Raw genomic sequence first — 25,241 nt, forward strand, 5'->3', positions numbered from 1 at the left:
TCAGTCCCTCATTTCATACCATTTAATGCAATGCCTAATGGAGTGATGAAAAGAGGATGAGCTGGCTTAATGATTCTCATGCCAATCTCCTCATAGAACACTTCCTCAAACTCATCGAAACAGCTAGCTCCACCCACTATATAAATATCAGTTGATTCCACACCACTGATATGCCTTTTTACGATGGACGCCATTTTTTCGATCACAGGCCGAACAATTGGGAAAATCTCTCTTTGTCTGGCAGGATCTTTTTTTAGCTCGTCAGCTTCTTTGAAAGAAATATGATAGTTTCCAGCAATAACAAGGCTCATATGGGTTCCACCGGTTGGTTCATCTGCTGTATAGGTGACTGTTCCATTTTTAAGAATACTAATCCCTGTCGTGCCGCCGCCGACATCAACAACGATTCCGTCAGAAAGACCTAATACTGTTGCCGCAGCAGTCGGTTCATCGACAATATTACTGACATCCATGCCGGCTGATTCGACAACATTTGAAAAAGCTTTCCTGTTGCCATCAATGGTACCGGGCGGCACAGCTGTCGCTGCATAGGTTAATGTTGTTCCAAGCAATCCCTCAACCTGTTCCTTGAGCGTCTTGACAATTGCCACAGCCCCCACATAATCGACGATCAGTCCGTCCCTTACGACAGAAGACGGTTGAAGAGCACCGGCAACCGCTTGACCGCTCTCATCCACAACAGCCAGTACAATATTAGCTGTTCCAAGATCGACACCCACTTTTAGTTTCCCTTTATACGCATTGACTCTCTGTTCATCTATTAACCTAACAAAAGTATCTATATAGTCATTAACCTTTATCAAATCTATAGACATCAGTCTTCTTGGCCTTTCCGGATTTTCCCGAGATCCCCTGTTTTGACTCCAGCGGCATTCGCTTCATCTGTATCTACATGCATTTCTAGTTCATACTGGGCTGACACACGAATAAGAACATTGCTATAGACCGTCTTTCGTTCCCTTCCAACCTCTACTTCCACTCTATCTTGATCGTTTAATTTAAACTTTTCTGCAAACCCTGGAGGTACGTGGATATGCCGGTGGGCTACGATAACGCCCTCTTTTAATTCAACCGTGCCTCTTGGCCCTTTTAAAATAATTCCCGGCGTACCTGTTACTTTTCCGGATTCTCTTACAGGTGCTACTGTTCCTAGCTTAAAACAATCGGTCCTGGAGATTTCCACCTGAGTGTGATCCCTAAGCGGTCCCAAGATTCTTACACCCGTAATTTCTCCTTTAGTTCCAATAAGAGTCAGCGTTTCATTTGCAGCAAATTGTCCAGGCTGCCTGAGATCTTTCATTGGGGTGAGCTGAAAACCTTCTCCAAACAAGAGGGTTAAATCTTTTTGGCATAAATGGATATGTCGGTTAGAAACCCCAATAGGTACATAAGGTTCTTCCTCTAACGTTTGCAATCTCTTAACTACTTCCTTGATAATCCTTTCCTGCGTTACTTGATCGAATGCCATGTAAGCCCCTCCCTGCCGCTTTGTTAGACATTAACAGGGTTACGAGGCAGCATGACTTCTACATCCACGTGCGGCCTTGGGATTACATGAACGGAAATAACCTCCCCAACCTTTTCACTTGCTGCGGCCCCAGCGTCTACTGCAGCCTTCACTGCACCAACGTCCCCTCGCACCATAACAGTAATCAAGCCTGAGCCAATCTTTTCATAGCCGATTAGTGTAACATTTGCTGCCTTTGTCATAGCATCCGCTGCCTCAATTGCCCCAACCAAGCCTTTTGTTTCAATCATTCCTAATGCATTGCTCATTAAATATTTCCTCCCTATGCTCTTATAGTAAATACAGGTTATTTCTGTTCCAGTCCATCCGTTACAGATACGGCAGATTTCTTGTTCTGCTGGCCTTCCTTGTCCATTTTCTTCTTTTTCCGTCCTTGACTACGCTGTTTTTCTTGCCCCGATTCCCCGTCGTCTGAATTCTTCTCTCCTACAGCTGACTCCATTTGATTGTTCTCATTTTCCTCTGGTTCACTGCCTGTCCCCCCACCCTCTTCCGAATTAACTGAAGGAAGAGATTCGTTCGGTGTATTCTGAGGAAAGAGGAGTTTTTCCAGCTCCTTGTACGGTCTTGGAATCAAGTGCCTGCTCACAACCGTTCCTATTCGATCCGCTTCTATGGAGGCTGCTTCAAGTGCTGCTTTGGCTGCGCCGACATCCCCCTCAAACTTAATTGTTACCATTCCTCGACCTTTTGCTAGCTCATATCCCAGCAAAGTCACGTTGGCCGATTTAACGGCTGCATCTGCAGCTGCCACGGCTGTCGTCATACCGATGACTTCAATCAATCCCAAAGCATTCATCCAATCCCCTCCTTCCCAACTCTTTCTTTTAGTTTCTTGATTACAATCTCCACAATAGCAGCTATGTCCTCTTTTGATGGCAATTCCTCAGAAGCGTTGGTATGCTCCGCCTCTTCAGCAAATATTTTGAATGGAATCCCCTTTACTAACCTTGCCGCGTTAGCCCCGAGTATCCGCTGTTTATGTGTCTCTTTTTGATGAATTTGGAATAGAGGGCGATCTTTCAGTAGCTTTGAATAATGAAGAATAATGCAATCATCTGCACCGATACCGATACCGACACCTAAGCTGGAATCCAAAGCTGCCCGGTAGCCTAATTCCAAAGCCGAGCTTTCACGGCTCTCTTTCAAAAAGATGGGCACTCCCTCCTCTTCTATTCCATGGAGCAATGAATGAAAAAGCCAACTGCCGTTCTGCAATGGACGGTAATATACATGGATGGCCGGCACCTCCTCACCCTTGTTCACATTTGCGCCCACTGAACAATTCTCCCTTCACCGAGAGCTAATACTAATCCCGTAGCTACAGCGTTTCGCGGCCCCTCTGTCCCTCTTATATTTCCTCTTCCTGCCACTACTCCATATTGTGATAAAGCATCGGTAACTAATTGAGGGACTTCAAAATCCAATGCAGATCCACCAACTAATACAACAAACTCCATGTCTCGGATACTTCCAGTGGGGGAGATCATGCTCAACGCTCTAAGAGCATTTGTAACAAACACTTTCTCTTTTGCCCCTCGTCGAACCGTTCTAATTTCTTCAATAGAATGCTGGCCTGGAAGAGGAACCATGTAGCCATCTTTTAAGATGACCACCCTGGCAAATACGTTCGGCTCTAATGGCTCTTCGAAAAACTGTACAGTTCCATCTTCATGGCGTATATGGAATAGGCTCTCGACTTTCGCTAAAGGACATTTTTTGATGTCCTCTGCTAAATCCATGTCATCGAGCCCTAGCTCAGAATTAATCAGCATCGTGACCATATCACCTGCTCCGGCTAGATGGATGGATGTAACATGTCCTGTGCTCGTCATCATAGAGGCATCTGTTGAACCAGCTCCCATATCGACAATGGCCACAGGAATATTTGTACCTGGGGTGGAAAGAGCCCCGCGGATGGCCATATCTGCTTCGACACCACCAACTTCTACTTCAATATCAACCTTTGAGCGAAGTTCTTCAGCGATCATTTGCATTTGTAATTTATCGGCTTTTACCATTGCCGCTATTCCAACAGCATTCTCCATTGAAAACTCCTCCGCCAGCCCTCCCTTCACCTTTTGCGGATTAAAAGTATTTACTGCTAACAAATCTTGAATTCTAATAGAATGAGGAGGCTGTGCCGTTAACTCTGACATGACTTGCCTTACACGCTCCAGCATTCCACCCGCATTCGTGCCCGGCTCACCTTTAATATTTTCGATCGGTGCAGATGCCGTTAATACGGACATCATTCGTTCAGCCCCTTCATCTACATCGACTATTGCATTCCTTTTCCCAAAAATATGAAGTTTTCCAGCGGGAATGCTTCTTGCTTGTACATCTCCTTTTGGCGTTTTTATGACTACCGCAGAGCGGTTGCCGATCAGCGCCCGGGCAATTGGCACAATCAGCTTTGTTTCTTCCCCGGTTAATTCAAATACTGTGGCTATGCCATATGGATTAGATAACATTTCAACGACACCCCCGGGCGGAGCTACTTCAATAGCCGCTTTCATGCCGAGTGGCACTTTTTCTATCAGCGTCACTTCGTCAATAATGGGAATTTTCTTTTTGATTCTGTTACTAATGAGTACACCATCATCTTTTTGCGCAATGGCTCCTGTAATACGAATTCTTTTTGCTACCGCTTCATTGATTTTGGCAGCCGCTGCTTCGAAATCGACTTCCCTTCCGATTAAAACGATCCAGTCTTCTTCTGTACTTGCATACTCTAATCGATTAATATTAATCGTTTTTCCGATACCTGTTCCTATCCCTCCAGGTGTAGAAGGATTATGGCCGATCATCGTTGACTCAGTGATGATCGTTTCCGTAATGGTTTCCATCGCCACGTCCCCGATAACAGGAGCTGCTTCATTGATACGAATAAGATTTAAATCAGCTATTGTTCGATCAATCTCAGAAAGAGTGTTTCTCATTGTATCAAGAACACCATGAATGTTCTGGCGTGTTCCCTTGATCCCAGTTGTTTTTACAAATCCGCTTGTTAGAACCGTTACTTGATGATCATCCGTTACAGCCGCAATCGCTACCTCTGTAGTGGCATTTCCAATATCCACGCCTGCAACCAGTTTCATTCCTTTACCTCCCAACACGACGAAAGAGTTAATTCTTTTTCAATCTGTCTCGCAATTCATATACTTTTGCAGACTCCCGAACTAAATGTGCATTTATTTTTGCGCTATACTGATGTTCCAGTTCATCTGCGATAGCTAAGAGCTCCTCCTTCGTTGAACGATATGGCCGTAAAGCATTATAAATCTCTAAGATTCTATCATCCGGAACAGTGATTAGCTCAGCTGCCCTGCGAAGGTTCCGCGCAAACGGCTCTCTCCCTACAGACTCTGCCACCTGGGCTTGCAATTCTAATGTTTCAGGGGAAATCCGTACATCTTCTGGTTTTACAGCTCCACCAAGAACCTCTTGCAGCGTAATATCATCTAATGTTTTTCCTGTTGGCGTTTTAATCAGCTCCGGCCGTTTCTTTGCTAATGGATAATCTTCTTTCGATACGGACTCCAAAGCTGGTTTTGGTTCAGCGACAGCTACCGCTGTTTCTTCACCCATTTCTTTTGCTTCGCTTATAGACAACATCACTTCTTTGACAATCTGCTCAATGAGTTGTTGGTTCATCCTATTTACCTCCACTTAATGAAAAGTAACTTGTAATTCCATTGGTTTTTTGTTTGGATCAACATATTGGGTTTCTTTAATATGAAGCAATGCTGCAATAGCCTGATATTTCGGCCGTGCCATTTGGTCATTTCTTGTGGGTACTGGATTTGGCGATTCTCCTTTCGCATATTTGGCAGCGTTCTTTCCGATCAAACGAAATGTCTCTAAATCCAGTAAAGGTGCCTGGGGGAACAGTTCTAAATTATTTAATGGCTGAAGATCTTTTTGATGAATGACTGTTGTTCCTTTTGATTGAATGCCGATGCCTATCCCAGATCCGCTTAGCTTAGCTCCCTCATGTGCCACAAACCCGACATCGGATGTACGATGGACTCGAACGATTCGAGCTGTTAACCCCTCTTCTTCTATGCCGGCAATCACTTCTCTTAACAATTCATTATGTGGAATGCCTACGATGCTTTTTGTTTGATGGATGCCGAAAGCTGCCGTAAGAGCAATGACTACTTCATCTTTTCTTAGTCCTGGTACAGCTACATCTTTTTCGATCAGCTCTAATTCCTTCGAATGGGCCGCTTGGAAGTCTGACTGTTCAACAGGAAGCTCTTGCTCGCCTTCTATCTTTTGCTTTTGTTTCTCTTCCTTATTGAAGCTCTGTAATACTTCTTCAATTACTTCACGGATGATCTGTTCATTAATAGCCATCTCTCTCCACCTCTCTTCATTCTTAATTCACATCTTCCGGGCTGATGGCTCGAGGAATGTTTTTGATTTCCTCCCACCTTTCGTCACTTATTCGGTATCCTGTTCCCGGTCCCGTATAATCGTTGACGTCATTCACCGCGCTGATAACGTTAAAGTCTTCATCAATAATAGCTGATGTATGCAAATAATCTCCGGATACACGTTGCTTTAACATATTTAAAAGATTTTGAGCCACATCTTCGAAACCGTGTTTGCTTAACGCCTTTACGACATCAAGTCCATTAACGGCTTGTTTCATCATATTTTCAGCAGCTCGTAAATCTTCGATCACATTGCGCTCCGGCATGTCTTTACTTCCATGTGCATAAGTGGCTGCTTCTACTTCTTCATCAGTAATAGCAGGGAGGCCCAACTCTTCAAACACTGCCTGCAAAGCTTTCGCCGCTTTATTGCGAATAGCAACGACTTCCTCTTCGGTAACTGGGCGCAATCCGCCGTCTACTTTTAAATCGCGTTGCAATACGTTGTAATCATCAAAGTCTTCCGCATCAAAATTGGAACCCGCAAACATATTGTCGTAGTTCGGAACGGAACTATAGCCAGAAAAAATAAAGTCTGTGCCAGGAAGCATTTGCATCAGCGTGCGAGCCGTTCTTCTAATGTCAGAGTGGGAGAATGTCTGGTCGTTTCCTGAAGCGACTTCCATATCGAGCATGGTCGTAAACAAATTTTCAGCTAATACTGCCCGTATACCTGATGGCACGCCTCCCGGAACACCAATACAGCTGATTGAACCATTTTGCAAACCTTGAGCTCCTGCTCCTTTCGTTATGAAAACACAGCGGGCTTCTAAATAAAGCATCGACTTTCCTTCCGCATATCCCATCTGCACTTCCGAGCCTGTGCCTGAAGTGAAACGCATTTTTAATCCGCGGGAAGCATAAGCAGAGGTAAGGAATGCTTTAGAAAATGGGGTATCATCTCCGTCTATGAATACTTGCTCGGTTCCATATACAGATACAGTCTCTGCATAACTAGTTAATCCTCTCATTCCGAGCTGAAGCTCTGTCGCTTCTTCTACCGAACACTGAGTTAAAATTCCGCCACGCCCCGTTTGGGAACCAACCAATAGGCTTAATGCATTAAATGGATAGTAACGAAGGATGCCAACAGTCGTCTCCATTTCATCAAATCCTCTAACTGCGGCCTCTGCCGCATCTGCCGCAATCTGGACAGGATTGTCTTTTACACTTGTCACATGGCACTGGTTTGAAGGTGTTTTTCTTGCCCTCATTTTTTGAAGAGCCATCATCATTTCAACGACATTCATTCTTCCAACGACTTCACAGATTTTTGCCGGCGTGATGGCTGTAGTCAAAGGAATGATAGCTTCTCTTGGTACATGAATGTCTACGAGCATTCTTGAAATCTCTAGAGAGTCAATCGCCATAGCTTCTTCCGCTTTTTCGATATTAATGCTGTGATTAGCGATGAAATGATCAATGAAGTCAAACTCCTCACGCATTTTTCCGTCTAGTTCTATGACTTGGCCATTTTCAATTTTGATGCTAGGTTTGGGATCATTTGGTCCATCCATAGCGATCAATCCTACTTCCGGCCATTCGGCCACGAAGCCGTCTTGATTCACTGGTCGCGCTGCTAATACTTCAAAACGTTTTGATTTCATATTTTCCTCTCCTTTCAAAGACGGATCTTCTTTCAAATATAGGGAACTGTCGTAGAAACAGCTGTATCTCCAAGTGTTCCTAACAACTCAACCCCTGCTTCTCTTGCGGTAATTAACGCCTGACGAACGGCTCCTGAATCACCGCTAAATGTTAAAATCACTTCATTGGTAAAGCTCGTCCCTTTAGCAGGAGAGCTGTAGCTAATAACATCCACATTCGCCGCTTTCACCACTGTATCTGCCAGTACAATCCCAATAGCAGCCGGCGCACCAACAACCAATCCAAAGGACTTGCCAACTGGCGCATTAAATGCTTTTTCACACGCATAGCTTGCACGTGCCGTATATTGAAGTTCAATGTGGCCTGCTTCATTGGCATACACATCACCAAACGTCCGGTCCAGCTCTTTAAGGGCCACTTCTACCGCTCGACGTGCATCCGCTACATCCTCCGCTCCAAAAATAATCAAGCTGCCATGACCTGCCCCACCCTTCGTATCACGTGCCAGTTCTACCGCTAAAATTTCTGTATTTGTTGCTTTCACCGCTTCATCCGCTGCCATAATTTGCGGACCTGCTCCCGTACGAGCACCTAAAATACCAATCGAACGGTATTTCTTATCAAGATTCATCGCTTCATGAATGCTGTTGTCTACATTCGCAATCACCAAACCAATAGAATCACCGATGCCTGTACCAACGAATTCAGTTAAGCTGCTATACTTCTTTTCTTCTTTTTTTGGCGCTTCATCTGCCTTTGGCGTATCGACCTGTTTTATTACCTCTTCCATAATTTTTTCAATTAATTGCTCTCTCATCACTTAACCTTCCCCTCCACTCTTTCTTGTTCATCCTTAGGTAAAATGCCTTCTATTTCTGTATGCGGTCTTGGTATGACATGTACAGATATGACTTCACCTACTTTTTCTGCAGCAGCAGCCCCTGCATCCGTTGCTGCCTTTATCGCTCCGACATCGCCCCTAACCATCACAGTAATAAGACCTGATCCAATTTTTTGATAGCCCATCAGCGTAACGTTTGCTGATTTAACCATTGCATCTGCCGCTTCAATTGCGCTAATCAAACCTCTTGTTTCCACCATTCCTAATGCTTCCTTAAGCATATCGAACCCTCCTTAGCCCCATTTTTTCATGCAACTATCAAGAGGTCTTATTTCTTAACTCCCTCGCTGATAACGCTTACAATTACTATATCTAAAATACTGTCCGCACTTGCTGTAGGTTCTTGCTCTCTAAGTGAAAATAATTGGAATATTCAGATATATTTTTGCTTTTGATTTTTGAGGAACTGAACAAGTAAATATAAAAGAAATTTTTTTGCTGTAATCATGTAATTTATTGTTATATTTAATTATTTTCGTGATTCCCCAAGACAAAAAGCAATCCCTTCGTCCAATACATGCAGGCTGAAGGGATTTGCTTTTTATATATACCATTTTCCATTTTGAATATGGTGGTGCTTTCTTAATGCGTCATTTCCTCTTTTTTCCTTTGTCTTCCTAAAATCTGATGGGGTCATACCTGTTACTTTTTTAAATACCTTGCTAAAATAATTAGGCTCTTGATAGTTTAGTTCTAATGCAATATTTAAAACCGGCATATCCGTCGATTGGAGAAGTTCTTTCGCCTTCTCCATTTTCCTTTCCGTTACGTAACTCACAAAGTTCACATTTAGTTCCTTCTTAAAAAGCTTGCTGAGATAGAATGGACTTAAGTGAACATGAGAAGCCACCTCTTCTAGTGTCACTCCCTTATGAAAGTTATTTTCAATATAATGGAGGGCTGATTGAATCTCTTTCTTTTTGCGGGTAGGCTTATATTCGATCATTTCGGCAAATAGCTCTTCCAGAAGATCGAACATTGTACTTTCTAATGTATATTTATCTACGCATCTCGTTTTTTCTTTCCATTTTATTTCTTTGCCAGCGAATAACCCTTCTTTATAAGAAAGAATTTCTAATTTCTCGACTATTGTTTCTACAATCGAACCCATACTATTTACATCGTGGCTGCATGATGAAATAAGCAGTTGTGCAAGCTTTTTCCACTCATTCTTTATACTTCTAACATCGTTTTGAAAAACCGCTGATACGAATTCATCAATCATCTCTTCTAAACTCTTTCTGCCGCTTCTATGTACAGGTACATGTTGACCAATACTTTTGATGATATGTTGTTTGCTGATAGGCTTTCTTATGAAGCCATCCGCTTTTATTTTTACCCGCTTATTCCGGTTACTGAAAGAATCAATACCCATTAGTAGAACTACACGATGTTTACGCAAGTCACTTTTCAAATAATTACATAAATTCTGAATATTTATTCCAGGATTATCTATACTAAGGAAAATAATATCAGGGTCCCCAACATTAATCCATGTGAGAGCTTCGTCAGTTGAAGCCGCCTCACCAATGACGGTTATCTCTTCTAACTCATCCAAAATACATCTTAAGGTTTCTCTCATCAAGTCTTCGTTATCTAAGAGAAGTACTTTATACACGATACGAACCCTCCACCCCATCATTTGGAATTCTTATCTTAACCGTTGTCCCTCCCTCCAGATTTGGATGAGCCGTCAATGTATAGTTTCTTCCATAATGTGAAACGTCGTAAAGATCAGCTAATTGCTCTTTTGAGAAGCTCATCCCATGATCGGAAACTTCTATAATGAAATCATCGCCATATACATATCCCTTAATCACAATCTTTCCATGTCCCATTTTAGATTCTATTTTATGTTGAATGGCCTGATTGATAATAGAGTAGAGAATAAAGGAGGGGATAAAAATAGATTGATACTCTTCAGGAATATCCATAAGAACATACAGCTCAGCTTTAAATCTTACATTTTGCAGCTTTACATATTGCTCAATATAATCCATTTCCTCCCCCAATGGGACAAAACGACTCTCATTTGTTGTTAGCATATAGTTCATCATAGCAGTGAGGGTTAAAATCGTATCCTGTGTTTGTGGTGCCTTTTCTATAATGGCTAAACACGACAGTGTATTCATAGCAGTAAATAAAAAGTGAGGGTCTATAAACGAATGGGACGGTTGTTTGTGTTTTTCTGTTAATTCTTGTTCCAAATTTGCTTGTACTTTCAACTGATCAATCATTTGATGTTTTTTCTCATTCCATTCTTCCTTCACATAATGCCTCATATCTTTTTCGAACATGTTGTTGATAACATAAAACATCATCTCAGCTGCCGCATAGATTTTCTCATAGGATTTAGACGGAATATTTGCATACTCCCTTGCAATCTCCTCATTCTCCTCCCAGGAAGAACGATCATTCGTGATTGAAGAAAGCTTTCCATTATCAAGTTCATGCAGTGTCACCTGACCCGCAAGCATAGAACCTACCAACTTCCCCTTCACAATAATAGGAACAGCAAAATCAACCAATCCGGCATGACAATGATATACATGAGGCTTCTCTCTTCTTGCCGCTTCTAATCCGCCATAAGCATCACATTTTAGACATGAATCCACAAACCGCGGGTCTTGACGGACAAGACTGCAAAAAGGAGAAAAATTACTATATTTTGTTATAGGATTTCCACGAAAATCGACCGTTACAGCAGCGAACCCAGTTGCTTTTGCAAATGTATCCTGCACCTTCTGCAAAAAATCAATATCAATCATTTCTTGCACATTCATCATGGAATCAGCTCACTTATAATATAGGTAATTTAATCTTTACTTCCATTATAATTTATGCTCTCCTTCTCAACAATCAATTTGAAAACATTTCTCATTAGAACTCTAAATCCTTATTAAAATTATTATTCTATTCTCGTCTGTAGGTGTACAATCCTCTACGGGTGTATCTTTTCAAAATTGCTAACTATATTCGTAAGTTTAGCCCTCGTTCTGGATAAACCACTTATTAAGCTGGCTCTGTTATACTTGAGTGTTGATTTTCACTGCAGGCGGGAGATTTCCGTTACAATCAACGAGTAAAAAACAACATTTAGCTTTAACAGAGCCATTAAGTTAAACTGCGTAGCTATACCATCGAACAATAGTTAGCTTTAAATGGCCGCCTCTACAGAATAGAGGGTGTCCCCGAAGCTATGCTTCGGAGACACCCTCTTTCTTCCTATATTTTAATTTCTTCCTGAATGCCAATTTGTAACGATGTCATAAATCCTTCATAGGTAGCTTCTTCTAACGTTCTTGGAGCTAAGCAATCCCCTATTTGATAAACTTCCAAATTTAAATTTTTAATGCTGTTATATAGCTCTACATTCGGGACACGGCCAAGCGACAGAATAATAGAGTCCCAATTCTCCATTGTTTCTTTCTCGTATGAGAATAAGTTCCGGATGATGGCTTGATTGTTCCTTATCTCCCCCAGATCATGGTGCGTGATCATGTTAATCTTTAGTTGATACAGCTTTTTCAAGTATTCATTCCGCAAATATTGATGAACCTCTTCCCCAATGTAAAGCTTCGATGAAATCAATGTCACTTGATGACCTTTTTCTGCCAGATGAATGGCTGCTTCCATTCCAGGCCAATCTCCTCCGAAGTCAAAGACTAATACATTCTCCCCGATTTCTTTATGTTGATTATTAAAAAGCTCATCGACTGTCTTCACTCTCGGATCATGGATTCCAGGAATTTTAGGGATGAATGGCCTTGAACCACTGGCACATAAAATAGCGTCCGGTGCCGCATTTAGAACCTCTTCTGGTCCTACGTCCCATCCAAGCTTCAGCTGCACGCTGCTGTTTAGCAGCTTTCTTCTATAATTATCAAGCATCGTTTCAGCTAATTCTTTTCTCATCGGTGCACGTTTTAATGCATGCAATAGCCCACCGACCTCCTCACACTTATCAGCCAATATGACTTCATGCCCCAGCTCGTCTAGCGTTAACGCTGCTTTCAAACCAGCCGGACCGGCCCCTATGACCATTACTTTCTTTTTCTCTCGAAGACTTTCTTCCAGGGCTTGAACCTCTGCTTCTTTTCCGGTTGACGGGTTTTGCACACAGCCGATAGGCAGTCCTTTATGATAATGTCCTATGCAAGCTTGAAGGCAACCAAGGCAGGCATCTATTAAATGGTGATTTCCTGACTTGGCTTTATTCGGCATTTCCGGGTCAACGATTAATGCTCTCGTCATTCCTACGACATCCGCTTTCCCTTTCGCCACAATTTGCTCAGCTTCAACAGGGTCAACTATACGGGATCCGACGAATACGGGAACAGCACCAGCCATCCGTATGTTGAACGCTTGTGGAGAAACGTATGCATGTTTCATAGGCGATGGAGGCACAATGTGCGTTGAGCCGGCATATGTGCTGGAATCCCCTGCTGTCACGTTCACAAAGTCTACCCTTACTTGATCGACCAGATATTCTACGATTTTCACAGCATCTTTAACGTCTGTACCATCCATCGTCATTTCATCTGCGCTCATCCGTATGCCGACAGTGAAATCATTGCCTACTTCCTCCCACACACGCTGCATTACTTCAACAATGAACCGCATCCTATTTTCAAAAGAACCTCCGTATTCATCCGTTCGATGATTTGCATGTTCTGACCAGAACTGTGCAGGAAGGTATCCATGTGAACAGCAAACTTCTACTCCATCCATTCCTCCCTCTTTTGCTAACCTCGCTGAAACAGCAAAACCTTCAATCACTTCTTGAATCTCTTCCACGCTCATTGGTCTTGGCATTGTACCAAATCGCAAACTCGGAACAGCAGACGGTGCCCAAGCCGGGCTTCGATAGTCGCTGGAGACCACCTCTCTTCCTCCATGGAACAGCTGCTGGACCACCTTCGTTCCGTATTTGTGAACTTCTTTTGTCAGTGCTAAATAAGCAGGGACCACCTTTTCGTCATATCCGGCAATGGTATGAGTGGTCAGCATTCCTGATGAGTGAACAGCGGCAGCCTCCAGAATCAGCAGTCCTGCTCCCCCTCTTGCTCTTGCCACATGATAGGCTGTCATATCAGAGGTGGGGACACCATTGACCACATGATTCGTCTGATGAGCTGTGCTTAATATTCTGTTTGGCAATTCCATACAGCCAATGGTTACTGGGCTGAATAGGTGCTTAAATTGTGTCATATTCCTCACTCCTAAACTGGGCTTTTGTCTTTTAATAAGCAAAAATCATACCAACTGTTTTTCATTGGGAGAGGGTCAAAATTCACTTCAAGACCGACTATTGCAGACGAAATATTCTTACTATTAAACACCTTATCCCTTATAATGAAGATTATACTGAACCTTTTCTGCACCATTGTTGCAAAAAAGGTTCATATCACTTAATGCCTTGATATATATTCAGCAGAAACTTCCTTCTCGTAAAAAAACAGCAAATTCTGATGCAAAAAAGGTTCAATTTTAAGCAAAGGAGTGGCAATAGGATGGATATAAAAAATAAACAAGCGGTTTCTGTCTTCTCTCATATTCGCATAAAGGAATTGGAAAATTGGCTGCCGTTTCAGCAGGGGCCTATTCTAGTCGTGGATAAACTAAATTATTTGGTGGGTGTGCTGGATGATAACTGTGTTTGGAAAAAGAGAGCAGAAGGAAAAAATGAGCTAGTTGAGAATTGTATTAGCCTCCGTTTTTTAAGGATCTCTTCATTAACTGAGATAAGCGAAAATGATCCTTATCACTACGATTTCTTCATTATGGAGGGGGAAGGCCAATACATATGCTATACAGCCTCTGAAGTAAGAGAATGGAAATACCAACAAAAAATCAATGGCTTGCTGGGGATCAACCAATCACTTCATGAACAGCTGGAAATCGCTTTAAGAAAGAACAAGGAATTTACTCAAATATTAAATTCCACTTACGATGAAATTTTTGTAACAGATGAGAAAGGCAATGTGTTATTTGTAAGCGAATCATGCAAGCATTTTACGGGCCTTCCTCCGGAAGCATTTATCAACAGAAATATTCATGAGTTGGTGGACAAGGGCATCATCACCAATTCAGTTACCTTGAAAACCATGGCTACACATACCATTCATTCTGTAGAACAAGAATATCCGAGTGGAAAAACCGTTCTTGCCACGGCGACACCCGTTTTCGACGAGGAAGGAAAATTATACAGAATTGTGTGCAATTCACGGGATATCTCAGAGCTTGTAGAAATGAAGAGGCAGTTAATGGAAAAGCAGTCTGCCCAACAGGATCAGGGCGCGCCGATCACACAAAGAACGATTGGTTCTCAAAAATTTATCACACAATCTCAAAACATGATTTCTACCCTTCAACTAGCTGAAAGAGTTGCGCCAACAGATTCCTCTATTTTCATTCATGGTGAATCGGGTGTAGGCAAAGGCGTCTTGGCTAAAATCATTCATGAGCACAGCCCCAGAAAAGACAAACCATTTGTCCAAGTCAACTGCGGCGCCATCCCTGAAACCTTATTGGAATCGGAGTTATTCGGTTATGAAGCAGGGGCCTTTACAGGAGCAAACAAGCGTGGCAAAGCGGGTCTTGTGGAAATGGCAAACGAAGGCACTTTATTTCTAGATGAAATTGGCGAGATGCCGTTAGGACTGCAAGTGAAAATATTACAATTGGTCCAGGATAAGACGTTTAAAAAAGTAGGCGGCACGACTGAAAAGCAAGTGAACATCCGTATTATCTCTGCTACAAATAAAGATTTATTGCAAATGATTGAAGAAAAAACATTCCGCCAGGACTTGTATTATCGCTTGCACGTTGTACCGCTGCGCCTTCCTCCTCTAAGAGAACGAAAGCAGGATATCGCATTATTAGCTGACTATTTTCTAGAAAAATTCAGCAGCATTTATTCTCGGCCGATCGAACTCACTGAAGATGCAAAATTGCTTATTCAACTGCAAGAATGGAAAGGAAATGTCAGGGAGTTAGAGAACTTTATTGAACAAATAGTCGTAACTGCGCAGAAGCCGCTCATCCATCTTGAAGACCTCCCTTTAGCCATGAAACATATGATCCATAATGAACACCATTTGCCTTTCAATCATCTCACCTTGAAAAAAGCCGTCGAGGAAACGGAAAAACAACTTCTTTCTCACGCATTGAAACAGCATAAGACGACAAGAAAAATGGCTAAAGCTCTTGGAGTGAACCAGACTACGATCATGAGAAAGCTCCAAAAGTATGAGTTACGCAATTTACAATAGCCTGAATTAAAATTACTGAATTTTTAGAATTTGGCATGTAAATTGCATTATATTAATCGATTTCATTTAACGAAGGGAGTGGTTGAAATGGGAGAATTGATTTTTTGCTTTGGATATGGAGGATCTCTAATCGTTCTAGGCCTTCTTACAAGAATCTTCATTCTTAAGATGGAAAAAGACATAACTCCGCTTCAGGATCAAACGGAAACGATGGATAAAAAGGTGGGGATGTAATTGGTTTATACAGTCGGTATTATCTGCTCTTTTCTTATTTACGTTCTTATCGGCATTGTTCTTTCCAAAAAAGTAAAGAATTCAGAAGAGTACTATGTATCCGGGAGAAGCGGCTCGACTTTAATGATCACCGGCATGCTTGTCGCTTCATTTTTAAGTACAGTGTCTTTCATGGGAGAAGCAGGATTTTCTTATGAAGGCTATCCGATTTTATTGTTAATACTTGTAATCTTTAATGCGACTGGTTATGTAGTCGGTGTATTCTTCTTTGGCCGTTATCTGAGAAGAAGTCAGTCATTGACCGTTCCTGAATATTTTGGCAACCGTTTTCAATCGAATAAAGTCAGAATGGCTGCGGCTATTACGACGATAATCGGAATCTCCGCTTATCTTGTGGCCGTTACCCAGGGAGCTGCTGTATTACTTGCTGAAATCTCAGGCATCTCCTACACATTCGCTCTGCTAATTATGTGGATTGTCTATACCTCCTTCACTACCCTTTCTGGTGCAAAGGGTGTCATGGTAAATGACACTATTATGTTTTTCATCTTTTCCTTGGCTACTTATTTAGCCTTGCCTTTTATCATTAAATCTGCAGGAGGGTTCCCCGAAGCCATCGTAAAAGCGGCTACCAATCCGGACCGGCCTGATTTATTAAGCTGGCATGGGATTACCGGTCCCAATGCTTATATGGGAGAGCCTTGGGAAGCGTTAACATGGGCAATTGTATTAGGCTTGGTCTGGTCTGCCGTTATCTCGATCAGCCCTTGGCAAAGCAGCCGATATTTAATGGCTAAGAATGAGCACGTAGCCATCCGTTCTGGTATCTGGGCAACCATTTCAATCATTACGATTTACCTGTTCCTCCATATCAGTATCGCCGCTGTGACCACACTCAAAAGCGACATTGTTCCTACAGAAAAAGTGTTTATCTGGGCCGCCATGAATGCTACGCCTTTATGGTTAGGGATAATTATCGTCAGCGGCATTATGGCAGCTGCTCTATCATCTTGTGCAAGCTTTCTTCAACTGATCGGCAGCAGCATTACGAGGGACATCATGGAGCAGTCGAGGAACAAGAAGTATACAGATAAACAATTGCTGCGAGCCAGCCGCTTGTCTATGATTATTGTCAGCATCATCATTTTGCTGATCGGCATTTGGCAGCCGCCTTCTGTTATGTGGATCGGCTATTTTGCGGCCACACTCTTTGCCGCTTCCTGGGGACCTGTAGCGTTCGCAAGCGTCTTCTCCAAAAAAGTAACCAAAACCGGGGCGCTCTCAAGTATCATCACAGGCTTTGCGGGAGTCATATTTGGAGAACTTTTAAATAAATTCGGCATCGCTCTTCCCGTCTACTTTAATCCTGTAATTATTGGCGTTATTTTAAGCCTGATGGCTCTGTATATAGGCTCAAAATATGGGGGGATTTCAATAGAAGAGCGAAATTTCCAAGCGAATATTTTAAAGAGACCGATCGAGCCGAACGAAAAAGAAGAGATGGCGATTACCAAAAGATATCCTATGTATTTAATGGTAAGCGGCCTTGTCATTATCATGATTACTTTTGTGTTCTACTATTGGCCGCTGACACTTGCAACATAAAATGCCGCTCACCCTTAAATCGTTCATCGACAAATGGAGGCTAAGAAGATGAACCTCTTAGCCTTTTTTCATTCAGCAAGCATCACGGAGCTTATAGACACAGAAGAGAGGATAATTTTGCTCTGGGCGCAAAAAATGGAGCTTTCAACCGCTGAATAACAAGGATGAAATTTACCTCATTTGGACATAAGCTTGAATTCCCTATGAAATTTCTAAAAGGTTCACTTGTGATCATCTTTACTCTATGGATTATATTTTAAATCTCCAAATTGCGTCCTTCTTTTCGCACTGCAAAATAGACATCTCGATCCAACCCAATATATTCAGGCCCAAAAATGGACAACCCTTTATCACTCTCCCACACTTTGGGTGCTGGAAAAGTACCTATGGCTACCTCCATCCCTGTTATACAGTTAGGGTTAAGAATGGGCATTCCTGTTTCTTTATCAAGAACAATAATTAACTCGGGAATAATGGAAAGGATCGTTTCCCCACTTTTAGCTATCATATATTCATTTCTAAACCAAATGCTTAGTGAAGGGATTTCACTATCGCTAGTTATAGACTCCACGGTAATGCTCCCTTCAATAAATCCCCCTATATCTGCCCATGAGGCATTTGAAACAGTGCCTTCAATCAAGAGTTTCCCACCACCAGCTGAAATAATGGCGTCTACAGGAGAAGTTTGCTGGTCATTCGCCAACCTTCTAGCCTGTCCTACACGTTGCGCTTGTGATAATGTTCCCGGAATGACTGTCTTTTTTAAGACCTCTCCTTTAATAGGATGGTCGCACACTCCGGCAAAGTTACCCGAAATTGTCGCAAAGGAACGCGCAATTTGTTCGGCCTGATTATGGTTAGCAACGGTTTCAACGACTAGTGTGTCTCCATATTTATTGGCTAAAGAAAAAGGGGTAATGGAAACATCGAAAATATTAAAAGTTGTATGAGCCAAATCAGGGACAGCTCGCCCGGCCGGATCGGCATCTATCAGTGGAACGCCTAAGTTTACTGCCGTTTCTATGGCCCAGGCGGTGTTCCCTCCTAACTCAGTTGCAATAACGGCTTGAATCCGTTCATTCTGGTGTTTCTGCAGCATCCTTGCTGCGATGGTTGAAACATTCTCTTTGTTTGTTGCAAGGTTTTCTAAACGTTCGGAAACCTCTTTGGAGGGTGGAGCGACTGATCCTACATAATAAGGGGAAGCAACCAGCCAATGATCTTGTATTTCATCCAAGGCAGCGATTGTCACCTGTTTTCCTGCTTCATACAGCTTGCGCACCAGCTTAAGCCCCTCCTCTAGGCTTCCGCCGCCACCGGTTCCATAAATACAGGCTCCATATAATATGTCTTCAACTTCGTGTAAATGCAACGTCTGCAACTTTAAATTTCTCCCTTCCGATACTACGAACACAATGCCCGTTAATGATTGTGCCATGGATTTAATTTGTAAATAGGCGAAAAGCTGCCATTTCTTCACTTGGAGGTGATTGATACCCCGCTCGTTTGCTATGCGTCCAGTCCATATTTTGTTTAAGATCAACCAAAAATTCTGCATATTTAAATGCTGCTAAACTTACATCAATTACTGGTATACCTAGTTCATTTTGCAATTCTTTAAAAAAACCTAATTCTGCGGTACATCCTCGAACAATCACATCAGCTCCATCTTTTTCAACCGCCTCGATAGCAGCTCTGCGCATTCTTTTTAATGTCTGCTCATGGTCTTTTTGGAAATCAAGAACGCCCATCCCAAGAGGTTTAATAGAAACTACTTTATCGAAAAATCCATATTTATGAATCGTTTCTTTTATTTCTGGCATCCATTTTTGACGGCCAACAATAATAGAAATGCTCTCCCCAATAGTTGAGGCGATATGAAGAGATGATTCTGCAGGAGCGGAGACTACCATCTTCTCTGCCACTTCCCGGCACGCTCGCAGCGCTGGATCATAAAAACATCCTATAATGGCTGCATCATATCCGCTCTCTTCTGCTTCTTTCACCATACGAACAATATCGGGCATGGCCATAATTTCATAGCAACGATATTCTAAATGTTCGGGGCCTGGTTTCTTTCCCAACGAAATGACCTCTATATCTGTATCCGACCTCTTTACATTGTCTAAATATTCAGAAATAGTGTCACAGAAATCATCATTATAAACCGGATCAATGAAAAGTATTTTCTTCTTCATTTAATTTATCCTCCAGATTGACATCTTCAAGGTTCTCATTGAATGAATTCAAAATTAGTCTCTCATACCCTGCTACTTGAGAAAGTACGCTTTTACTCCAAAATTTCTCCTTCTGTTTCAGGGATAAATAAAATGATAATAAGCGTGATAACGACGAAAGATTGTACAAAAGAGATTGTCTGTCCAAAGGCCCAGCCCATGCCAATAACCAATCCAATAATGGATGGAGCAAAGGCATTAGCCCAGCGTTGAGCAGCGGCACCAAAGCTATAGCCTGAAGATCGGGAATTCGTTGGATAAATTTCGCCAAACCAGGCATTCCAAACTCCCCATGCACCTAGACTGAAAAACGATAGACCAAAATAAAAACTATACATTTGTATCATGCCTGCTGAAAAAGCAAAGCCAAATCCGCAAATGACGGTCAATAAGACAAATATAACCATGATCTTCTTCCGCCCGTATCTCCCTGTTAAGGAAGAGGCGACTAGATAACTCGGAATTTGAAAAAGGGTAGATAACGCAAGAAATGTTAAGCTTTCAGATAAAGCTAAGCCGCGCTGAGCAAGCAAGGTCGGAAGCCATGTGTACAAGCCCCAATATCCAAAAGCGAAAGCAAAGTTAACGAGCGTTTGGTATGTTGTTAACTTTAACAGCTTCTTCTTAAAAATAGAGGTGTAGCTCCCCTTTTCAATCGGCTGTACCCATAGTGACTGTTCCTCTTTGAGTGTAATCTGGCCATTACTTAAATAACCGATAGCTTCTTTTGCCTCTTTTTGCTTTCCTTTGCCCGCTAGCCAATAAGGAGATTCCGGGATTTTTCTTAATAGTAACGTCCACAGCCCAACGAGCGAGCTTAAAATAAGAACTGCACGCCAACCGCCAATTAAACCATCTCTCTCTAAAAAAAGTGCTGTCATGCCTAGAGCCATTAATGTTCCTAATGGCCACCCCGCTGAAAGATAGACAATACCTTTTCCGCGTTGTTTAACAGGAAGCATCTCTTCAAAATAAGGATATCCTGCTACCATCACCCCTCCTAGAGCCAGACCAGCTGTAAACCTTAGAGCATAAAGCATTTCAAAATTCACCGAAAAAGCACTGGTTATGGAAAGAACACTAAATCCAAGCAAACTATAAATTAAGGAATTTCTTCTTCCTATTTTGTCAGAAATAATTCCCCACATATAGGCACCGGGAATCATCCCTAAATAAATAGAGCCGAGGAGAGAGCCAATTTGCAGGTCTGACAAATGAAAATCACTCGCAATACTAGGGCTGATAAAAATGATTAACATCATTTCCCATGCTTCAATCACAGAAATAATAAAGAGGACAAAACCGACAAAAAAGTGGCTCTTAGTAAGCGGCATGCGATTAAAAAGCTCTCCTACTCTTACAAGTTGATCCACGTCTCTTCTGACTCTTTCATTCATCTACTCTTTCACTCCTTTATCTTATTTGTTGTTATGAAAGACACTGAAACCCATATACCTATGTCTGTTCTATCTGCCAAATAAGCAGATAGAACAGACACTAAAACAACATTTAAATTCTTTCATTCTTTTATTCATTGTCTGTTGCCGAGTTGTCCTCCCATTCTTTACGGGTAGATGAAAGTCCAGTAAATTGATGTGTTTCTTCATCAATAATTACACCAAAAACTTCCTTCGCTTGTTGTAGAGTAATGTATTGATTCTTTACATCCTCCACCACCTTGCTGACCTCCCTGGCAAATGGATGTCCATATCCGCCACCCGTTCCGGTAATTAATTTCAGCACATCGCCTTTATTTAACGGATATCGTGCATAAACACCATACGGGCCATCCATCTCTCCATTGTTCTTAATGACATAAAATTTATTAGGAGAGCCATCTTTTCCTTCATTTAATCCCCACGGCACATATTGATGGCGGCCATAAGTGACCGTCGCAAATTGGCCATCTGTTAAAGCTCGGTAGGAGCGAATGACACCGGCTCCACCAATAAATTCACCAGCCCCTTCTCCATCAGTATTTAGCGAATACTCCTCCAACATTACACCGTAGCGGGCTTCCGCTATTTCAACCGGTACATTGTATGTTTCTCCATCTCCAATACAAAACTGTCCTCTCTGGCCATCATGGTCATTTCCTGCCCCCCATCCGCCTAATGATGGTTCAACAATTAAAAATGGCTCATTGGTATCTGGGTGATTTCCAGACAGGGTTACGGCACACACAGAAAGAAAGTGACCGGCAGATAACTTAGATGGAATGACAGAAGACAGAGCTTTCCACACAAGATCTCCTCCCATCGATCCACTTTCCCAATACACAGACATTGGAGCAGGCCGTTCACAAGAAAAAATGGAACCAGGATCTGTAATAACTTTTAATGGGCGAAATACACCGTCGTTAATATGCTGGTCGTCACTTGTGATGGCTAAGAACACGGTACGCACATCTGAAACCAAAGTGGTATAGGAGCAATTGATTGGGCCAGGTACTTGTGGATGACTGCCACGGAAATCACATATGAATTCCTCATCTGTAATTGTTACCTTTACCTGAACCTTAAAAGGGCCATTGCCGAGCCCATCTGTATCAATATAATCCTCTGCATAATATTCACCATTCGGAAGAGATTGAATAACGTTTTTGGAGATAATTTCACCTTGCGTTAACAAATGCTTTGTTGTTTGCAGCACAGTTTCTTTTCCATACTTTTCGCATAACTCATGGAAGCGTTTTTCACCAATTCTCAATGAAGCAATTTGTGCCCACATGTCACCGAGAGAAAGTTCAGGCAGCCTTACGTTAGCCTGAATAACATCTACTAACGCTTGATTTACATTTCCTTTTTCAAATAGCTTTACACAAGGGAATTGCAGCCCCTCCTGATAAATTTCCGTCGCATCGTTTGTAAATGAGCCGGGATCTTTTCCGCCTACTTCGGTCCAATGTGCTTTATTTGCAGAAAACGCAACCAGCTCACCTTCATAAAAGATAGGCATCACAAGACCCACATCCGACAAATGGGAGCCGCCTCCATTATAAGAATCATTAATGATGATAATATCACCAGGATTTAAGTTATGTTGGAATTTTTTCAGTGTTTCTTTAACCATGAAACTAAGCATTCCAATAAAACCAGCCACGCCGTTTCCTTGTGTTAATAAATCTCCTTTTGCATCTGTAAGACCTGTAGCATAGTCTAATACTTCATAAATAATCGGGCTCATTGATGTCCTGCCCAATGTATAAAACATTTCCTCTCCGACAGCCGTTAACGAATCTTTTACAATTTCCAATGTGAATGGATCAACTTTTGTTTTATACATGTTCTGCTCCCCCATTGTAAATCACTAGATTTCCATAGCTATCTATCTCTAAATCCTGTGATGGATACAAAAGAATAGAAGACATAAGATCCTCAATGACCGCTGGCCCTGAAATTCTCATACCTGGGGCTAAATCGTTTCGATTATATATGTTTGTTTCCATCCAGCCCGTTTCCTCATAATAAACCTTTCGCCTCTCCTTCAATGGCGCCTGTGTATCTGCAGCTTGTTTCATTTCCTTCATTTTCGGTTTCTCTACTTGACTAAAAGCTATAAGGTGAAGATTAACGACTTCAACTTGCGCCTCCGGGAGTTGAAATGTATAAGACTTTTCATGAAGTTCATGGAATGAAGTGATAATTTGCTGAAGGGTTTCCGGACTCCATTCTATGGCTGGCAAAGGAACTTTTACTGTATGCTCTTGACCCACGTACCTCATGTCAGCATATTTTGAAAAAACAATACTTGCTTCGTTCATTCCTTCTTGCGTATATTGTTTAATAGCCTGTCCTTCCAATAGTTCCCACTCTTTATTCATTTCATTTAAGTTGATGTGATCCAGTCGTTCAACATAGGTTTTAACGAAATCCTGCCGTAAATCTGTCATCAACATACCCCATGCGGAAAAAACAGCGGATGCCACAGGAACAACTACTTTACGGATTCCGAGCTCTTTGGCTAGAAAAGTAGCATGCAGCGGACCTCCCCCCCCAAATGCCACCATGGCAAAATCACGTGGATCATACCCTTTGCGTACTGAGATAAGTTTTAACGCGTTCAGCATATTAGAGTTGGCTAAGCGGATAATCCCCAACGCTGCCTCTTCTACTTGCAAATCAAAGTGACGCGCAACTTTTTCTTCCATTACTTCCCTTACCCTTTGCAAATCTACAGGGTAAGAAAAGTTCTTTGCGGAAAGTCGGCCTGTAATCAAATTCGCATCGGTTATGGTTGGCTCTTCTCCCCCTTGTCCGTAGGCGACTGGACCTGGGACTGATCCTGCTGAGTGCGGACCGACTCGTAACGATCCAACAGGGTCAACCCACGCAATGGAGCCCCCGCCATTGCCAATTTCTACAATATCCACAACAGGGACCTTAAGAGGGTATCCTGCCCATCTGTCTGTTTTTTCAATATGGTAATCCGTGGAGACTTTAACATTTCCATTTTCGATTAACGAACATTTCGCCGTTGTTCCTCCCACATCAAATGCAATCAAATTTTCTTCTCCAATAATCTTTCCTAAAATGGCAGAACCAAAAACACCTGCCACAGGCCCTGATTCCACCATGTTAATGGGAGCCTCTTTGGCTAAACTAAAGGTCGTCGTTCCTCCATTTGACTGCATGATATACTTTTTGGATGTAACCTTTTTGTCCGCTAGTTTTTCCTCTAAACGATTGATATAAGAAGAAGCAATGGGCTTAACAAATGAATTCATAACTGCTGTATTTGTCCGTTCGTATTCACGCCATTCTTTCGTCAGTTCATACGAGGCAGTTATGGAAACTTCCGGCCAAATCTCTTTAATCATTTCTGCTGCTTCTTTTTCATGAACAGGATTACGATAGGAATGCAAAAACGCAATAGCAACCGCTTTCACTTCTTCCTTTTTAAATTCCATGATAATTTTCTTCAGTTGTTCTTTATTTATCGGTGTGATGACCTCTCCTTTATGATTCAAGCGCTCCTCTACTTCTTTTCTCAAATAGCGAGGCACAATAGGCGCTGGTTTCTGGTAACGTACATTAAATAAATCAGGACGATTTCCTCGAGCAATTTCCAGCACATCACGAAAGCCTTTCGTCGTGATAAGCCCTGTCTTCACTCCTTTTCTCTCTGTTAATGCATTAATAATAACGGTTGTTCCATGAATAAATGTTTCGATCTCTTCCAAAGCAAGCTCGCTCTCATTTAAAACATTGAGCACTCCCTCTTCAAAGCGGGGCGGTGTTGTACTGCTTTTCGAAAACCCTATCTCGCCATTTCCCTTCATATACACAAGATCCGTAAATGTTCCTCCAACATCTGTTGCTACTCTCATCACTGTTTCACCTCTTACTATTTGTTTTAAGAGAAATTCAGCGGATTGCCACCAGTTCTAAA

General features: G+C 42.1%; 22 protein-coding genes. 3 read left to right on the forward strand and 19 right to left on the reverse strand.

The annotated features are described in order from the left end of the window. Window positions 1-8: 8 nt before the first annotated feature. The 14 genes from eutJ to MKZ02_RS15980 all read right to left on the reverse strand — a co-directional run bounded on the left by eutJ (window position 9) and on the right by MKZ02_RS15980 (window position 13,711). Window positions 9-836: an ethanolamine utilization protein EutJ gene (eutJ, locus tag MKZ02_RS15915; RefSeq protein ID WP_340854462.1), complete on the reverse strand. Its 828-nt coding sequence runs from the start codon at window positions 834-836 to the stop codon at window positions 9-11. Continuing rightward, complete coding sequence (gene pduL, locus MKZ02_RS15920) at window positions 836-1,489, reverse strand: phosphate propanoyltransferase (protein ID WP_340854464.1); 654 nt, start codon at window positions 1,487-1,489, stop codon at window positions 836-838. The genes eutJ and pduL overlap by 1 nt, the downstream gene beginning before the upstream one ends. Before the next feature lie 23 nt (window positions 1,490-1,512). Continuing rightward, on the reverse strand, window positions 1,513-1,797 hold the full coding sequence (locus MKZ02_RS15925; protein ID WP_340854465.1) for a BMC domain-containing protein: 285 nt from the start codon (window positions 1,795-1,797) through the stop codon (window positions 1,513-1,515). A 38-nt stretch (window positions 1,798-1,835) separates the two neighbouring features. Further along, window positions 1,836-2,348 carry a BMC domain-containing protein gene (locus MKZ02_RS24025; RefSeq protein ID WP_120037560.1) on the reverse strand — a complete coding sequence of 171 codons (513 nt, stop codon included), beginning with the start codon at window positions 2,346-2,348 and terminating at the stop codon, window positions 1,836-1,838. Continuing rightward, window positions 2,345-2,827 carry a glycerol dehydratase reactivase beta/small subunit family protein gene (locus tag MKZ02_RS15935; RefSeq protein WP_340854467.1) on the reverse strand — a complete coding sequence of 161 codons (483 nt, stop codon included), beginning with the start codon at window positions 2,825-2,827 and terminating at the stop codon, window positions 2,345-2,347. The genes MKZ02_RS24025 and MKZ02_RS15935 overlap by 4 nt, the downstream gene beginning before the upstream one ends. After that, a complete protein-coding gene (locus MKZ02_RS15940; RefSeq protein ID WP_340854469.1) occupies window positions 2,812-4,650 on the reverse strand; it encodes a diol dehydratase reactivase subunit alpha in 1,839 nt (612 codons plus the stop codon). Before MKZ02_RS15940 ends, MKZ02_RS15935 begins: the two co-directional genes overlap by 16 nt. Window positions 4,651-4,678: 28 nt before the next feature. Next, a complete protein-coding gene (locus tag MKZ02_RS15945; RefSeq protein ID WP_340854470.1) occupies window positions 4,679-5,206 on the reverse strand; it encodes a diol dehydratase small subunit in 528 nt (175 codons plus the stop codon). 15 nt (window positions 5,207-5,221) lie between these two features. Next, window positions 5,222-5,911: a propanediol/glycerol family dehydratase medium subunit gene (locus tag MKZ02_RS15950; RefSeq protein ID WP_340854472.1), complete on the reverse strand. Its 690-nt coding sequence runs from the start codon at window positions 5,909-5,911 to the stop codon at window positions 5,222-5,224. A 22-nt stretch (window positions 5,912-5,933) separates the two neighbouring features. After that, window positions 5,934-7,598: a propanediol/glycerol family dehydratase large subunit gene (locus tag MKZ02_RS15955; RefSeq protein WP_340854474.1), complete on the reverse strand. Its 1,665-nt coding sequence runs from the start codon at window positions 7,596-7,598 to the stop codon at window positions 5,934-5,936. Window positions 7,599-7,630: 32 nt separating this feature from the next. Beyond that, complete coding sequence (pduB, locus tag MKZ02_RS15960; RefSeq protein WP_340856422.1) at window positions 7,631-8,416, reverse strand: propanediol utilization microcompartment protein PduB; 786 nt, start codon at window positions 8,414-8,416, stop codon at window positions 7,631-7,633. Beyond that, entirely contained in the window at window positions 8,416-8,721 is a 306-nt protein-coding gene (pduA, locus tag MKZ02_RS15965; RefSeq protein ID WP_120037551.1) for a propanediol utilization microcompartment protein PduA, read from the reverse strand. Before pduA ends, pduB begins: the two co-directional genes overlap by 1 nt. A 320-nt stretch (window positions 8,722-9,041) precedes the next feature. After that, a complete protein-coding gene (locus MKZ02_RS15970) occupies window positions 9,042-10,118 on the reverse strand; it encodes a helix-turn-helix domain-containing protein (RefSeq protein WP_340854475.1) in 1,077 nt (358 codons plus the stop codon). Then, window positions 10,111-11,286 (reverse strand): PocR ligand-binding domain-containing protein, encoded by a 1,176-nt coding sequence (locus tag MKZ02_RS15975; RefSeq protein WP_340854477.1) that lies wholly within the window; start codon window positions 11,284-11,286, stop codon window positions 10,111-10,113. The genes MKZ02_RS15970 and MKZ02_RS15975 overlap by 8 nt, the downstream gene beginning before the upstream one ends. A 439-nt stretch (window positions 11,287-11,725) precedes the next feature. Beyond that, the gene (locus MKZ02_RS15980; protein ID WP_340854479.1) at window positions 11,726-13,711 is read right to left on the reverse strand and encodes an oxidoreductase; all 1,986 of its coding nucleotides are present in this window, start codon (window positions 13,709-13,711) and stop codon (window positions 11,726-11,728) included. A gap of 302 nt (window positions 13,712-14,013) precedes the next feature. Here MKZ02_RS15980 and MKZ02_RS15985 point away from each other — a divergent pair, with 302 nt between their 5' ends. From MKZ02_RS15985 to MKZ02_RS15995, 3 genes are all read left to right on the forward strand, one after another. Further along, the gene (locus MKZ02_RS15985; RefSeq protein ID WP_340854481.1) at window positions 14,014-15,774 is read left to right on the forward strand and encodes a sigma-54 interaction domain-containing protein; all 1,761 of its coding nucleotides are present in this window, start codon (window positions 14,014-14,016) and stop codon (window positions 15,772-15,774) included. Window positions 15,775-15,861: 87 nt separating this feature from the next. After that, a complete protein-coding gene (locus MKZ02_RS15990; protein ID WP_182917129.1) occupies window positions 15,862-16,008 on the forward strand; it encodes a hypothetical protein in 147 nt (48 codons plus the stop codon). Further along, window positions 16,009-17,613 carry a sodium:solute symporter family protein gene (locus MKZ02_RS15995; RefSeq protein WP_340854483.1) on the forward strand — a complete coding sequence of 535 codons (1,605 nt, stop codon included), beginning with the start codon at window positions 16,009-16,011 and terminating at the stop codon, window positions 17,611-17,613. It abuts the gene before it with no gap. 256 nt (window positions 17,614-17,869) lie between these two features. On the opposite strand, the gene MKZ02_RS16000 is transcribed toward MKZ02_RS15995, so the two are convergent. The 5 genes from MKZ02_RS16000 to MKZ02_RS16020 form a co-directional block, all read right to left on the reverse strand. Beyond that, window positions 17,870-19,171 carry a DUF917 domain-containing protein gene (locus tag MKZ02_RS16000; protein ID WP_340854485.1) on the reverse strand — a complete coding sequence of 434 codons (1,302 nt, stop codon included), beginning with the start codon at window positions 19,169-19,171 and terminating at the stop codon, window positions 17,870-17,872. Continuing rightward, a complete protein-coding gene (locus MKZ02_RS16005) occupies window positions 19,056-19,811 on the reverse strand; it encodes an aspartate/glutamate racemase family protein (protein ID WP_340854487.1) in 756 nt (251 codons plus the stop codon). The genes MKZ02_RS16000 and MKZ02_RS16005 overlap by 116 nt, the downstream gene beginning before the upstream one ends. A 92-nt stretch (window positions 19,812-19,903) precedes the next feature. Beyond that, a complete protein-coding gene (locus MKZ02_RS16010; protein WP_120037539.1) occupies window positions 19,904-21,247 on the reverse strand; it encodes an MFS transporter in 1,344 nt (447 codons plus the stop codon). A 130-nt stretch (window positions 21,248-21,377) separates the two neighbouring features. Then, on the reverse strand, window positions 21,378-23,135 hold the full coding sequence (locus MKZ02_RS16015) for a hydantoinase B/oxoprolinase family protein (protein WP_340854490.1): 1,758 nt from the start codon (window positions 23,133-23,135) through the stop codon (window positions 21,378-21,380). Further along, the gene (locus tag MKZ02_RS16020) at window positions 23,128-25,179 is read right to left on the reverse strand and encodes a hydantoinase/oxoprolinase family protein (protein WP_340854491.1); all 2,052 of its coding nucleotides are present in this window, start codon (window positions 25,177-25,179) and stop codon (window positions 23,128-23,130) included. Before MKZ02_RS16020 ends, MKZ02_RS16015 begins: the two co-directional genes overlap by 8 nt. Window positions 25,180-25,241 lie beyond the last annotated feature (62 nt).

The sequence above is a fragment of the Pseudobacillus sp. FSL P4-0506 genome, assembly GCF_038003025.1.
GTDB lineage: Bacteria > Bacillota > Bacilli > Bacillales > Domibacillaceae > Pseudobacillus.

Coding starts and splice junctions, on each gene's coding strand:
- eutJ (WP_340854462.1), bottom strand. CDS start 836: ATGTCTATAGATTTGATAAAGGTTAATGACTATATAGATACTTTTGTT.
- pduL (WP_340854464.1), bottom strand. CDS start 1,489: ATGGCATTCGATCAAGTAACGCAGGAAAGGATTATCAAGGAAGTAGTT.
- MKZ02_RS15925 (WP_340854465.1), bottom strand. CDS start 1,797: ATGAGCAATGCATTAGGAATGATTGAAACAAAAGGCTTGGTTGGGGCA.
- MKZ02_RS24025 (WP_120037560.1), bottom strand. CDS start 2,348: ATGAATGCTTTGGGATTGATTGAAGTCATCGGTATGACGACAGCCGTG.
- MKZ02_RS15940 (WP_340854469.1), bottom strand. CDS start 4,650: ATGAAACTGGTTGCAGGCGTGGATATTGGAAATGCCACTACAGAGGTA.
- MKZ02_RS15945 (WP_340854470.1), bottom strand. CDS start 5,206: ATGAACCAACAACTCATTGAGCAGATTGTCAAAGAAGTGATGTTGTCT.
- MKZ02_RS15950 (WP_340854472.1), bottom strand. CDS start 5,911: ATGGCTATTAATGAACAGATCATCCGTGAAGTAATTGAAGAAGTATTA.
- MKZ02_RS15955 (WP_340854474.1), bottom strand. CDS start 7,598: ATGAAATCAAAACGTTTTGAAGTATTAGCAGCGCGACCAGTGAATCAA.
- pduB (WP_340856422.1), bottom strand. CDS start 8,416: ATGAGAGAGCAATTAATTGAAAAAATTATGGAAGAGGTAATAAAACAG.
- pduA (WP_120037551.1), bottom strand. CDS start 8,721: ATGCTTAAGGAAGCATTAGGAATGGTGGAAACAAGAGGTTTGATTAGC.
- MKZ02_RS15975 (WP_340854477.1), bottom strand. CDS start 11,286: ATGATGAATGTGCAAGAAATGATTGATATTGATTTTTTGCAGAAGGTG.
- MKZ02_RS15980 (WP_340854479.1), bottom strand. CDS start 13,711: ATGACACAATTTAAGCACCTATTCAGCCCAGTAACCATTGGCTGTATG.
- MKZ02_RS15985 (WP_340854481.1), top strand. CDS start 14,014: ATGGATATAAAAAATAAACAAGCGGTTTCTGTCTTCTCTCATATTCGC.
- MKZ02_RS15990 (WP_182917129.1), top strand. CDS start 15,862: ATGGGAGAATTGATTTTTTGCTTTGGATATGGAGGATCTCTAATCGTT.
- MKZ02_RS16000 (WP_340854485.1), bottom strand. CDS start 19,171: ATGCAGAATTTTTGGTTGATCTTAAACAAAATATGGACTGGACGCATA.
- MKZ02_RS16005 (WP_340854487.1), bottom strand. CDS start 19,811: ATGAAGAAGAAAATACTTTTCATTGATCCGGTTTATAATGATGATTTC.
- MKZ02_RS16010 (WP_120037539.1), bottom strand. CDS start 21,247: ATGAATGAAAGAGTCAGAAGAGACGTGGATCAACTTGTAAGAGTAGGA.
- MKZ02_RS16015 (WP_340854490.1), bottom strand. CDS start 23,135: ATGTATAAAACAAAAGTTGATCCATTCACATTGGAAATTGTAAAAGAT.
- MKZ02_RS16020 (WP_340854491.1), bottom strand. CDS start 25,179: ATGAGAGTAGCAACAGATGTTGGAGGAACATTTACGGATCTTGTGTAT.